Annotated in this window: 14 protein-coding genes; 1 reads left to right on the top strand and 13 read right to left on the bottom strand. The window is 64.8% G+C overall.

The window, feature by feature from the left end; genetic code table 11:
• From ACYQ1P_RS17635 to ACYQ1P_RS17575, 13 genes are all read right to left on the bottom strand, one after another.
• Positions 1–1,981: hypothetical protein (locus ACYQ1P_RS17635; RefSeq protein ID WP_460021657.1), on the bottom strand; the 1,981-nt coding region annotated here is incomplete at its 3' end.
• Positions 1,978–3,051 (bottom strand): TraB/TrbI/VirB10 family type IV secretion system protein, encoded by a 1,074-nt coding sequence (locus ACYQ1P_RS17630; RefSeq protein ID WP_460020103.1) that lies wholly within the window; start codon positions 3,049–3,051, stop codon positions 1,978–1,980. The genes ACYQ1P_RS17635 and ACYQ1P_RS17630, both read right to left, overlap by 4 nt.
• The gene (locus ACYQ1P_RS17625) at positions 3,051–4,130 is read right to left on the bottom strand and encodes a TrbG/VirB9 family P-type conjugative transfer protein (protein WP_460020154.1); all 1,080 of its coding nucleotides are present in this window, start codon (positions 4,128–4,130) and stop codon (positions 3,051–3,053) included. Before ACYQ1P_RS17625 ends, ACYQ1P_RS17630 begins: the two co-directional genes overlap by 1 nt.
• Positions 4,127–4,828, bottom strand: a complete 702-nt coding sequence (locus tag ACYQ1P_RS17620) for a VirB8/TrbF family protein (RefSeq protein WP_460020153.1) — start codon at positions 4,826–4,828, stop codon at positions 4,127–4,129. Before ACYQ1P_RS17620 ends, ACYQ1P_RS17625 begins: the two co-directional genes overlap by 4 nt.
• Positions 4,816–5,001: a hypothetical protein gene (locus tag ACYQ1P_RS17615; protein ID WP_460018330.1), complete on the bottom strand. Its 186-nt coding sequence runs from the start codon at positions 4,999–5,001 to the stop codon at positions 4,816–4,818. Before ACYQ1P_RS17615 ends, ACYQ1P_RS17620 begins: the two co-directional genes overlap by 13 nt.
• A 14-nt stretch (positions 5,002–5,015) precedes the next feature.
• Entirely contained in the window at positions 5,016–6,122 is a 1,107-nt protein-coding gene (locus tag ACYQ1P_RS17610; protein WP_460020106.1) for a TrbL/VirB6 family protein, read from the bottom strand.
• On the bottom strand, positions 6,119–7,063 hold the full coding sequence (locus ACYQ1P_RS17605) for a hypothetical protein (protein WP_460020107.1): 945 nt from the start codon (positions 7,061–7,063) through the stop codon (positions 6,119–6,121). The genes ACYQ1P_RS17610 and ACYQ1P_RS17605 overlap by 4 nt, the downstream gene beginning before the upstream one ends.
• On the bottom strand, positions 7,045–9,426 hold the full coding sequence (locus tag ACYQ1P_RS17600) for a VirB4 family type IV secretion system protein (RefSeq protein WP_460021629.1): 2,382 nt from the start codon (positions 9,424–9,426) through the stop codon (positions 7,045–7,047). The genes ACYQ1P_RS17605 and ACYQ1P_RS17600 overlap by 19 nt, the downstream gene beginning before the upstream one ends.
• Positions 9,426–9,722, bottom strand: coding sequence for a hypothetical protein (locus tag ACYQ1P_RS17595; RefSeq protein WP_460018335.1), 297 nt, complete (start codon positions 9,720–9,722; stop codon positions 9,426–9,428). The genes ACYQ1P_RS17600 and ACYQ1P_RS17595 overlap by 1 nt, the downstream gene beginning before the upstream one ends.
• The gene (locus ACYQ1P_RS17590) at positions 9,719–10,024 is read right to left on the bottom strand and encodes a TrbC/VirB2 family protein (protein WP_460018336.1); all 306 of its coding nucleotides are present in this window, start codon (positions 10,022–10,024) and stop codon (positions 9,719–9,721) included. Before ACYQ1P_RS17590 ends, ACYQ1P_RS17595 begins: the two co-directional genes overlap by 4 nt.
• 12 nt (positions 10,025–10,036) lie before the next feature.
• Complete coding sequence (locus ACYQ1P_RS17585; protein WP_460018337.1) at positions 10,037–10,480, bottom strand: hypothetical protein; 444 nt, start codon at positions 10,478–10,480, stop codon at positions 10,037–10,039.
• Entirely contained in the window at positions 10,480–11,220 is a 741-nt protein-coding gene (locus tag ACYQ1P_RS17580; protein ID WP_460018338.1) for a P-loop NTPase family protein, read from the bottom strand. The genes ACYQ1P_RS17585 and ACYQ1P_RS17580 overlap by 1 nt, the downstream gene beginning before the upstream one ends.
• Positions 11,221–11,574, bottom strand: coding sequence for a TraK family protein (locus ACYQ1P_RS17575; protein WP_460021628.1), 354 nt, complete (start codon positions 11,572–11,574; stop codon positions 11,221–11,223).
• Between the two features lie 100 nt (positions 11,575–11,674).
• Between ACYQ1P_RS17575 and ACYQ1P_RS17570 the strand changes: the two genes are divergently transcribed.
• A protein-coding gene (locus tag ACYQ1P_RS17570; protein WP_460018340.1) for an IS630 family transposase occupies positions 11,675–12,620 on the top strand; the annotation gives its coding sequence in 2 pieces (ribosomal slippage) (positions 11,675–12,013 and positions 12,015–12,620; 945 coding nt in all).
• Positions 12,621–12,633: the final 13 nt, after the last annotated feature.

Raw genomic sequence — 12,633 nt, 5'->3', positions numbered from 1 at the left:
TGCTTCGTGATACCCTATTGACCGTCCCATAGTAGTGAGCGGCAGAAAAGTTGGGGTGATTTTCATAATCACCATTGACAAATATCGTGCAAAATCCTCCCCCCTGAAAGTATGCGTACCCCGTGCCGAAGGTCCCCGACGCGGTGACCGTATCGACACAGACGTCGGTCGGCCCGGTCGGCACCCCGGCCCCAATGGCCTTCTCGTAGTCGGTGCCGTCCGGCCGCCGCCAGATCTCCACCAGGTCGGTCAACTGCAAGGCATCGCAGCCCGCATATTCCCATTGCCCGTTGGGCAGGGTGTCGGTGCCGGTCAGTTCGAATGGCATCTGGGTTGCCCCCTGGAGCACTTCGGCGGTCTTGATGTCGTAGCGCCCGCTGGGCGGCGTGATATAGACCGTGCTCAGGGCATAGGCGAACAGTTGGTCGTCATGGTTCTGCCAACCGGCGGTCTCCACCTGATGGGCATAGACCGCCGCCGAGGCCTGACAGCCGGTGACATAGACGGGCACCCCGTTGTGCAGGTAGTAGAAGCGCTCCTCGCCATAGCTGACCCCGGCGGTCAGGTCGTGTTCCCAGGTCGCCGGGTTGTCGCAGCCCCCGGTGGTCGTGGCGATGGGCAACGCCCCCGAGGTGTCCGGGGCGCATTCGGTGATATACTGCTTCACCCCATCCACGTTGATCCGCAACCGGCTTTGCAGGGTCACCGTGCCGCCGTCCAGATCGACAATCGGCGAACAGACATATTGCCCGTCCGATCCCTCGTAGATTTGTTCATGGACATATTCGACGCCGGTGTCGGTGCAGCCGCCCGCCTGATAGGTGATGCCGTCGAGAGCATAGGTCCAGGTGCCCTGCTGATAGGAGGTGCCGCCCGCGTAGTCGTGGCGGATCGAGCAGCCGTTGGTGGTCCGCACCATGGGCACGGGGGCCTTGGTCTCGGAGGCCTGGCAGCCCCGCACCTGCACGTCGGCGTTGTTGGAATCCCGATAGATCAGGGCCGACTGGGGCACCGCCTGTTGCGCCTGATAATCGAGCAACAGGGTGCAGGCGGTGAAGGTCTCGACAATGGGGAACAGTTGATCGCTGTCCGCTGCGCATTCGGTGACCTCCTGACGCGCCCCGCCCGCGTCCACATAATATAAGAGATACTGCGCCGTCGCCGTGCGCGCCTCCATGTCCACCAGATCGGAACAGACCGAATAGCTGCGTTGCAGGGTGAAGCCCTCCGCCCCGTCGGTGCAGGGGGTTTCCGAGGCGACCACGCCGCCGGTCGCCGTCACCGTCTTGGATTGCTGAATGGCCCGCAGTTGCTCGATGTCGATGCGCACCGGGCAACCCTCGGTGACCACACTCACCGTCTCGGTGGGGGCGTCGGCCAATTGCACCGGATCAGGGGTCTTGTAGGCCGCCGCCGGATCGTTGGCCGTAGCATTGCTTCCGGCCGGTTTGGCCCCGTCGTCGGTGGAGGCGATAACGGCGGGCTCTTCTTGCGTTGGCGTTTCTGCCGGATGTTCGGCCAGCCGCTTCAGGGCCTCGATCAGACTCGCCCCGTCCCCCTGCACGGTGACCGGGGCCGCCGGTTGCAGTCGCGGATCGTCCAGTTCGAACTGGGCCGAGAACAGGTTGGAGTCCAACGCCTCCCGCCGCCCGTCCTTCTCCACCCCGACCAGCACCACCTGCCCGATGCGCTTGTCTTCCACCGTCACATAACGGGCGTAGGCCTTGGCGGTGACGCCCCGGGTCAGGTCCGGCGATGCCCCCGGCACGGTGAGCAGGCTGAGATCGAGCGGCAGCGGCTCGCCCTCGGGGATCTCGGTCAGCCGCGCGGCGCGGGTCAGAATATTCACCTTGGCGGCCAGGGTGGCGATCATCGCCGGATCGTCTTCGGCGGCTGGATCGGGCGTCTCCGCCGCAGGGGCCGCCAGGGCGGCGAGCAGCGCGGCAACGGCCAGCGCCAGGATCAGGGCTTGCGTCTTCATGTTCCGTCTCCTTGTCCGGGTTTGCGGATGTACCAATCGTGGGCGGGCCGGATCTGCACCCGCGTCCCCTGGGCAATGGTCACGATGGGCACCAGATTGACCGTTTGTTCCAAAACAGATGCGGTGATCTCGCCGAACTTCTCTGACAGTTCCTGCGCCCCCTCGCCGGTGACCGCGCCGACCGAGGAGGTGGCGTCCCCCTTGTCGGCCAGGGCGCTGGCCAACCGCACGGTGGCCGAGATTGCCGAGATCAGGATGGCCGTGCCGTATTTTTCCCAGAAGCGGTTGTCCACCTCGCCGGTGATTCCGGCCCGCCCCTGCTGGTCGCCCACCGGGGCCGCCAGTTCGAGGATTTCCGCCCGGTGCCCGGCCATGAGCACCCGCTTGCAGGTCAGGGACAGCCGGGTGCTGCCCACCTGCTTCGGGCTCTCGTAATCGCAGATCAACCGCGAGCCCTTGGGGATCAACACGTTGCGACCGTGATAGCCGAACACGTCGCGGCTGGTCTGGATGATCGCCTCGCCCCCCTCCTTGCTGTCGAGCTGACTGTTGATGCCGGTCTCCAGCACGCCGCTGATGTAGCGGTCGGCCGCCAGGATGCGGGCGTTGTCCACCGGCGGACCGGAGAGCCGTCGCTCTGCCCCATAACCTTCCGGCTCCCCGGGCATTGCCCCACCTTCCATGCCGGGCGTCAGGCGGGCTAGTTGCGGGGTTTTGGGTCCGGGCAAGGCCCCGTCGATCAGGCCGTCGCCGTCGAACATCGCCGGATGGGCCAGCGCGGTTTGCAGGGCAATCCGATAGGGATCGGGACGCGGCGCGACGACCAGCGGACGCGGGATCGGGGCCGGAGGCGGTGGCGGGGCCGCATTGTTGATCACCCGGGTGAGCACCACCGGCGGGAAGGCGGGCGGCTTTTGCGGCTGCGGCACCGGCGGCGGCGGTGGGGCATTGAAGGTCCAGGCCGCCTCGTCGCCATCGGGCAACGGCGGCGCGCCTTCCACCGTCGCCGTCTGGCACAGGCCACCGAGGGTCAGGCCGAGGGCCAGGGCCGCTTCGCAGAACAAACCCATCACGCCCCTCCGCTATAACGAATGCACAGGAACCGGGTGCCGGACTTGAGGGTGATCAGCGGCTGGGTGCTCTCGATAATGTAGGTGGTCCCCCGAACCCGGGTGTTGACCAGTTCGTCCAGCCCGTCCACCACCACATAGGCGGTGGGCAGTTCCAGATCCCGCCAGCGTTCCCCGAAACGGACGTAGGTGAACACATCGTCCCGGAACACCGTCTCCGGCTTCAGATCGTCACTGCCCGAGAGTTCGTAATCGCCCCAACCGCGCAGCTTGTCCGGATCGAAGGGCACCGTCTCCACAAAGTCGTCGGGCAGCGGTTCCGCCGGGGTATCGGACAGATCTGAGGCCGCCGATGTGCCTGGGGGCGGCAGCTCCAGGGTTTGAATATCGGTTTTGCCTGCCGGGGCGATGATCGGCGGCGCATCGACCGCCCCCTCGATGCGCACCACCAGATCGGGCAGGGTATCGGCATTGAACCCTTCGGCCCGCAGATAGAAGGGATACAACGCGCCGGAACGGCCATGCACCACCATGTTGCTGTCCAGGCCGAACCCGGCGGGCATCACCGACAGACGACGCGGGCCGCGCAGGGTGACCTTGAATGCCGCCGGGTCGCCCAGGTCGGCACGTTCGATCCTCTCACCCTCCGGCAGTTCGATCACCGTCACCATGCGTTCGCGCAACCGCACCCTATAAGTACAGTCGGCACAGACCAGGGTGCGATAGACCCCGGCGGTCTCGTCGGCCCGGTCCCAGGCCGCCTGGATCTGACCGCCGACGCTTAACCGCAGCAGCTCGCCATAGTCCCCGTCGGCCTGCCGCTTGGCTTGCGCCACGGCGGACTCCGGCACCGGACGCTGTGGCCCGCCGTTGGGGAACGGCGTCTGCGCCACGGCGGGGGTTAAGGGGATCAACGACAGGGAAAAAAGGGCCACCGTCGCCCCTATCGGGCGACGGCAGCGCCATTGAGGCGCCGCGAAGCGTAAGCGGAGCGAGCCAAGCACCCGGAGGGTGCGCCCGGCGCTTGAGGGGGACAGGCGGGCCGGGCAACCTGCCCGCCGATAAGGAATCTTATTCATGAGTTGGCCCTTTCCTTGAGAACCAGGTCGAGGACGGTGATGCCCAGAGGGTTTTCGTATTTGTCCGCCGCGCGCACGGTCTGCGGACGCAGGGTCAGGTTCAGATAGGCCCGCAGCTTCTTGCGCTCGATCTCCGCCCCGTCCTTGTGGTCGGTCTGCACCAGGTCAACCGCATACTTGTAGGTGCCGCCGAAGGAATCGATGCGGTCCACGCTTTCCACGGTGATCGAACGGGTCAGACGGGCATCGAGAGCATCCTGCACCGCGCCGCTGTCGATACGCTCGCGGCGGAAGCGCTCGTAGAACGCCCGGTCGGTCATGGTGAAGGCCTGACGAAAGCGCTCCGTCTGGGTCACCGTGTCGATCTCCAGCAGCATCCGCACATAGCGCCGGGCCATGTTCTCCAGCAGCACGTCCAGTCCCTGCACCGTTCGTTCCACCGGCTCGATGCGGTACAGCCGGTTGTCGTCCGGATCGGTGCGCACCAGGGCAATCTCGGTGGTCTTCAAGGGCAACAGATGGGCGAAGGCGCTGACCGTCACCGACAGCCCACCCAGCAGCGCCACGTTCATCGCCACGCTCAGGCGCAGCAGCCAGGCCAGACGCCGATGGGCCACCCCGAAGCTGTACGGATCGGCCCTGAACACCGCCGCATGGCTCACCGTCCGGTTCTCGTCCAGGGGGGTCAGCTCATCCATTTGAAGCCTCTTCCGTCAAACTGGAGGGGCAGGCAGGCACAGGGGCTTTGGCGCATCTCATCGGCCCCGGAACCCTCGTTGGTCGGCATTTCCACCTGTGGGGTGACGGCACAGCCGCCCAATCCAACGACGGCCAGGAGCAGCAGCAAAAGCACCAGCAGAACATTCCTCATGACGGTCGCCTCCTTCATGGCTTTGCGTTGATGTTGCGGACTCGGTTCAGGATTTCAGCGGCGCGGGTCGAGACCTGCTCGAAGGCCGCGATAGGATGGCTTGCGGCCCCGGCGGTCCAGCCGGTGGCCTGAGCGGCACCACTGGCCGCCTTCCCGAGAACCATCGCCGCAGGTCCGCCCGGCATGGCGACGAGGCCCTTCTTGGCGAAGGAGAAGGCCGTGCCAGCGATCCCCGCCGTCAGGACACCTGCCGCCGTGTTGGTGAGGGCCGATCCGGAGATGGAGTTGGCGAGGCCGGTGGCTTCGGTCATAAAGGCGGTGCCCATCCAGCCCAGGGCCATGGCCAGCAGCAACGCCGTGTTGTTCATCGACAGGTCTTCCTGGTCGAAGGTGACCGGATCGCCGACATTGAGTGCCGTCGTGCCGTACATGACCACGGCCAGGGCGGCGGTCGATGCAAACAGGACCATGAACGACGAGATCAAAGTACGCATGCCGCTGACCGCCATGCCGCGCCCCCAGCCGAAGCCAAAGCCCAGCATCAGATAGGGACTGAAGGTGGCCAGCATCATGATCCGGAAGATCGACACCACCACCTGGCTGAAGTAGACGATGAGCAGCAGGAAGTACGGAACGACCAGCGCGATGGCATAGAAGATCGGCAGGGTGTTGGTGAGCGAGGTCTTGCGGGCCAGTTGACCGGCCAGGCCGAGCACCTGCATGATCCCGGTCTCGGCTTTCTCCACCAGGGCCGTCATGCCTGCAAGGCCACTCGGTTGCACTGAGGATTGCCCCGCTTCGCCGACCGACAGGGCGACGCTCGCGGCCGATCCCATCACCGACAAAGAGGCCTGATAGATGTTGTTGACCAGCCCCGGACCCTGGCCCGTCAGCAAAATCCATGCTATAAATACGAAGACGAACTCCTTACCAAAGGCTGCGAGATCGGCCTGCCCGAGGATCATCTTGAGACCGTGAATCACCACCCACAGACCGACCAACGACAGAAAGAGCAATTGCATCGGATCGACCAGAACCGCACTCAAATCCTGCGTGAATTGATTGGCCAGATTGACGTATTCGGTGACGATCTCGCAGGTGAAGCAATCTATGGCTCTCATTCGTCCTTCTCCTCTCCGTCCCCGGCCAAACGGCTGTCCAGCGGCACCCCGGCTTTCATCACGTAGGCCGACTGCACCTTCAGCAACTGCGCCAGGATCTGCGTCTGTTGCGCCATGGCCCGGGCCATCAGCACCTGCCCCTTGGCGATGACCGCCAGCCGGTCATTCTGATCCTTGGCCGCGTCGGCCGCCGTCTCCAGTTCGCCCGCCGCCTTGTTCAGGGCTTCCGCTCCTTGCGCTGCCACGTCGCCCTGACCCAGGCCCTTGGAGGCCGCATCAACGATCATGTTGTCGCGCCGCACCTCCACCGCCTTGCGCGCCTTTTCCTGGTCCTCCCAGGGTTTGGCGGTGATCGTCTTGGGATCAATCCACAGGGTTTGCCGATAGGCGTCTCCGGCCTCGCAGATGGAGGTGAAGTCCATGTCCTCAAACTCGACCGAGGGCATGAGCTTGCTCAGATCGGGCACCAGACATTGGGCATCCTGCCGCAGGTCGCGCCCGACCTTGGCCAGATTGATCAGCGGCAGGGTGATCTGTCCCATCTTGCCGAGGGCGTTGAGCTGTTCCTGAGCCTTCTTCGACAGCTCGGTGAGCTTGTCGATCTGCTGCTGCATTTTGCTCAGCTGGTCGGTCAGCTTGCCGATGGCCGTGGTGTCGATGACCGGATATTCAGCCCGCGCCGGACTGGCGACGGCGAGCAGCAACAGTAGCGGCAGGGTCTTTTTTGCCCGTCGTTCAACTTCTCCGATCCATTCCACCAGCAGCTCGAAGTAGCCGTCGTCCCAGCCCCTCACCCCGAGGAAGGACAACCGATGGCTCACCGTCGCGGGGGCGATCTTGAGCTTGAGCGCGATCTCCCGGTTGCTCTTGCCCTTGCGGCGCAGACCGACCAAGGCCAGGTCCCGCTTCAGGGTCCAGTGGGTCACAGATGATCCGGCCATGCCGCCCCCCATTGTGCCTGAAGGGCCGCCAGTCGCCGGTTGGCGTCCGGTCCGGCCTGATAGAAGCGCAGCGCCGCGCCCAGGGGCCGCAGGTCCACGTCGATGATGGCGCTCTCGTCGAAGCCACTGGCCGCGTCACGCTTGATCACCAAGGCCCGCCGCTCGCCCGGACGCCGCTCTTCCCCATCGCCGCAGACGAAGGCGATCTGTTCGTCGTTCAGCTTGAATGGGCGCAACGAGGCTTCGCTGGCCTGACTGTTGGGCAGGAACAAAAAGGTCGAGGTGTTCTCGATGAAGGCGTCTGCCCCCGGCGACTTGAACAAGGCCGCCGGGTCCTGGAAGGCCAGACCGACCGAGCCGTTGAGCTTGCGGTACTCGCGGAACATCTCCATGGCCAGATTGCGGAAGCCGTCGTTCTGCAACAGCTTCGCCGCCTCGTCGATAAAGATGGTGAAGCCCTTGGCATGGCCTGCCGCCCGATAGATGGCCGAGGCGATATGCGCCACCACCGGCGGACCGACCACCGGATCGTCTAGCGCCTCGTTCATGTTGATGCCGACCATGTGAGAGCGATCAAGGAAGCCGCCCAGACTGTCGTGCGGGGCATTGAATATGTGGCTGTTCAGGCCCCGGTTGCCTTTCTCGTCCACCACCCAGCGGGCAAAGGCTTTGCGCAACGCCGTTTGCTTCTCGAAGGCGAAGGGATAGATGGTGTTGAGACTGCGTTCCGGCGGCTGCACGGTGAAGGCCAGTTCCACCGCATGGGCAAAAGCCGCGTCGTCGTCGTCCCCCTCGCCCCTTCCCGCGACCATGGCCTTGAGGATGGAATAGATGCGATGCCGGTTGGTCGGCGTATCCTCCCCCACGTCGAGCGGGTTCAGCGCCAGGTCGTCATAGCCCTGATAGACACCGCCCAGGGCCTCGACCATGAACCGGGCCCCCTCCTTGGAATCGAAGATGTAGGAACGCACCCCCTCGAACTTCGCCAGGCCGCCCAAGATATGCATCATCAAGGTGGACTTGCCGCCGCCGGTGGGCGCGAAGACCAGATAGTTGCCGCGCGACTTCGGCTTCTCCGAGACATGCAGTTGCAGGGCATAAGCCTGCCCCGAAGGGGTGCGGAACAGGCGCACCGGTGCCGCCCCATACGGCCCCTCGGTCATGCCGGTGGCCGAATGGGGAAAGGCCCACAAGGCGGCGATGTTTTCCTCGCGCAGGGTCAGCGGGCGCAGCAGGGAACTCATCCCCGGTCGCCGCGAGGTCCGGCGCGGCAGCCGGTCGAACCAGCACAGCGCCGCCGCCTCGGTCTCGACGCTATAGAGCACCCGGCGCTTGCCGAGCCGTTCGCCCGCCGCCTCGGTGAGAGCGTCCAGGGCCGCTTCGTCGGGAGCCCGCAAAATGATCTGGAACTGGGTATGGAACAGGGTCGTATGACCTTCGGCCAGCAACTGCATGGTCGCCTCGCATTCCGCCGCTACCGCCGGATTGCCGATCAGCCCGGTCTCTTGCGCCTGCTTCTTGCGCTTGAGCAGCATCAGCGCTTCCTCGCGTCCCCAGGGCTCGCAGAGCTGCGCCACCTCCACATCCCCATGCAGAGCCAGCAGTTCGCCGACCAGTCGTCCGGAGACCGCCTCCGGCCATTGGCGTACGGCCATCACCCGATGCAGTTGACGCGACGGCAGGCGGGCCGTGATCAGGCCGCTCCGCCGGTCGATGGACAGATCGGCGGCAGGCAGGTTGCCGGAGATCGCCCTGGAGACGGCGGGCAGATCCTGGCGCAGGTCGCCGCTGACCAGAAAGTTGAGGAACCCGGTCAGTTCACAGGGCGCGTCCGGATCTTCGGCCAGACCGAGCACCCGGGGGGCATAGTCCATCCCCATGGCCATCACCTTGCCCTGCCCCTCGTGCAGGGGGCGCAGACTGCGCGCCGACAGCACCAGATACCATTCGATGTGATAGGAGGACTGGAACAGCCCCCGTTCCGCCGCGCCGATCTCGGCCAGGGCCGGGGATGGCCAACGGGCCTCGAATCTCAGTTCCCGTCGCCGCTTGACCCCGAACAGTCGGATCGTCAGCCCCAGTTCGCCGAGCAGATGCAACAGCGCCGCCCGACCCTTGAGCATCTGCACCTGCTGCGTCTCCACCTTGGCATTGAAGTTGGAACCGCGCAGACGAAAGACCCGGAACAAAACCCCGTCCTTCAGCCGCACGGTCAGGCCATCCGGCTCGATGCTGTCCAGCTCCAGCTCGTCGGCCAGCCAGTCGTGATCGACCGCGCCGAGCATCAGCCGCCGGGCAGCGGGCACTACCAGACCGCCCGCCAGCAGGGCCGAGGTGCCGGTGAAGAGCAGCGACCCCCACATCAGCGGGGCGCTCCAGAGATCAACACCCGATGCGGGCGACCGCGCCAGAAGCGCTGACCCCGGAAAAGCAGGGTGGCGAAGTGCGGATCGGTGCGGTTCGCCTTGAACGGCAGCACCCAACTGACGGCCCCGACGGCCATGGCCCCGATCAGCGCCAGACCGATCAGATCGACGGCGACAAACACCCCGAAGGCGATGGTCGTCGCCGTGACAACCAGGATGAACATCTCCGGGGGCACGCCGAACTGGGTCAGCGGCATCTGTACCCCCCGCAGGATGACGCTCTGCGCCTTCATTGCGCCGTCTCCAGCAGGGCGCGCAGGGCCGCCGGACCGGTCATGATCAACAGACCGCCGATCACCACATAGCCGAACTTGGACCATTCCATGCGGCTGGTGATGCAGGCCACCAGGCCGACGATGATCACCCCGACCCCGACCGCCGCCGAGCCCATCTTGACCAGCCCGCTTTCCAGGCTCTCGATGAGGTTGGTTGCCGGGGCCACCCAATCGGCGGAACCCGCCGCCAGGGCCGGATCGGCCAGCGCAGCGGCGGCCAGCAGAACGAGCAGGGATTTGAACAAAAGGTTGGTGCTCATGGATCGTGTTCCTTATCGCAGAATGTGAAGAAGAACGGCCAACGCCAGGGCCACCGCGCCGACGTTGATCAGGGTGAGGACGCTCAGCAGCAACAAGGCGCTGCGCAGCCGTCCCCGGATGCGGTCGGCCAGGCGGACCTGAGCAGTCATCTGTTCGAGACGGTTTTCCAATCCGGCGGTCAGGGCCTTGTCGCGGAACGCCTCAATGGAGCCCAGGATCTCCGCCGAGAACCCCCGGGCCGCCGTGGCCACGGACGCCTGCAATACCTCCCCGTGCCGCGCCAGCAGCCGCTCCGTATCGGCCAGAAAGGCCCGGTGCAGGCTGTGCAGCAAAAGGATCGGATCGTCCGCCCCGACCGTCACCCGATGGACGCGCCACAGGTATTCCCGCAGCTCCTCCAGGGAGGCGTTCTCCGGCGGTGTGATCGCTTCGGTTCGGGGTGCGGGCAGGTCCATCAGAGCTGCGCCTTGTCCATGGCCTCACGCACCGCGCCCCAGACCATGCGCAGCCGTTGCCGGGCCATCAGGTTGAAGTCCCCGCTGGTCATGGCTTCGGCAAAACCGAGCCGGGCCTTCAGCATGGTCTCGATATCGAAGCCGAAGGTCTCGCGGCGCAGCTCCGGCAGCCGAACCAGGGCGATGATGCGCGCCATGTTCTTGCGGTAGAGGCCGGATTCTTCGAAGCTGACCGTCTTGCCGCCGCTGCGCTTCTCGACCCGCCCGAAGTATTCGTTCAGCCAGACGACGATGGGAGCCGAGGGAAAGCGCTCCAGAACCTGCGACAGGCCGAGCAGGGTGTCGTCGAAGGCTTGCCCGCCGGTCAGCACGCTGTGAATGCGCACTTCGTGCCCTGCCTCGGTCAGGATCTCCAGGGCGGCATTCTCCGCCGCATAAGAAACGAAGGGCAGAAAGGTCGCCGCGCCGTTGTCCACCACCACCACGGCCTCTTCCGAGGCCTCGACGATCTTCTCCAACAGCCCATCGAAGCAGCGCGGGTTCACCTCGTCCGCCGTTTCGCCGAGCCGCACCCGTTCCACGTTATAGGCCGGGAACCCGGCAAATGTGGCGTTCACCGGATCGGTGTCGAAGCACAAGGGCACTGCGCCGCGTTCCATGTGGTATTGGGCCAAGAGCCCGGCGACGAAGGACTTGCCCACGCCGCCCTTGCCTTGGAGCATCAGGTTGATCTGTGCCATTCAGTCTTCTCCATCGCTGTCGTTGGGTTCCCCCGTGTCGCCATCCCAGATCCTGGCGATCAGGTCTGGCGTGGCTTGTCGATTGAAGGTCACACGCGACGGCAGCCCGACCGGAGGAACCGGCGGGGCCGTCGTAGCGGGAACGTTCTTGTGAGGGCGGGCAAGGGGAGCAGTGCGCACAGGTACGGCCTGACCGGCCTTCTCCCGCGCCGCTTCGCTGCGCAGGGTGTTGACGTGCTGATAAAACGCACGTTGTTTGATTTTAATGCGACCTGCGTCGGTCAAAATCTCATGAATGCGTTTTACCGTATGGCCTGATTCGAGCAGCGAAAGGATTTCTCCTCGCAGTGCCAAGACCTCTAGAGCGGGATGAAGCCGGAGTGAATCGAAAGGGGATTCCCAAAGTCTCGCAATTCTGATTCAACATACTGGCTGGAAAAGGAGGCCAGTATGGATGACGAAACCCTATTCGAACGATCTCCGCGAGCGTGTGGTCGCCGCCGTTGAGGAAGGCGGCCTCTCTCGGCACCAGGCCGCGGCGCGGTTTGCCGTTGGTGTCAGTTCGGTCATCCGCTGGGTGACCCGTTTCCGCGAGACGGGCAGTGTTGCGCCCGACAAGATGGGAGGGAACCGGCCGAAGACAATCCGAGGAGAACACCGTGATTGGCTTATCCAGCGGTGCAAGGAGAAGGACTTCACGTTGCGTGGGTTGGTGGCGGAACTGGCCGAGCGCAAGGTGATGGTCGACTACCGCAGCGTCTGGGAATTCGTGCATGCCGAAAAACTGAGTTTCAAAAAAAAGCGTCCTTCCCAGGGAACAGGATCGGCCCGACGTGGCGCGTAAGCGTGAACAGTGGAAGGCGTATCAGGACCGGGTGGCCATTGATCGCCTAGTCTTCATCGACGAAACCTGGACCAAGACCAACATGGCGCCGCTCCGGGGATGGGCGCCGGTCGGCCAAAGGCTCGACGCCAAGGTGCCGTATGGCCACTGGAAAACCATGACCTTCCTCGCCGCGCTCCGCCACGACCGCATTGAGGCGCCCTGGGTTCTCGACGGGCCGATCAATGGCGAACGCTTCCGGGTCTATGTCGAGAAGGTGCTCATCCCCACCCTCAAGCCCGGCGATATCGTGGTCATGGACAATCTCGGCAGCCACAAGGGCGAAGCCATCCGCCGCCTCATCCGAGGCGCGGGTGCCAAGCTGTTCTTCCTGCCGAAATACTCCCCCGACCTGAACCCCATCGAGCAGGTCTTTGCCAAACTCAAGCATCTGCTGCGCAAGGAGGCCGCGCGCACCGTCGATGCGCTCTGCGAGGCCATCGGAAGGCTACTCGATGCCTTCCCGCCGCAGGAATGCGCCAACCTCGTCAGAAACGCCGGATATGGACCAACCTAAATTCATCCCGCTC

It is taken from the genome of Magnetospira thiophila, from assembly GCF_054657015.1.
This window is presented reverse-complemented; position numbering and strand designations above follow the sequence as displayed.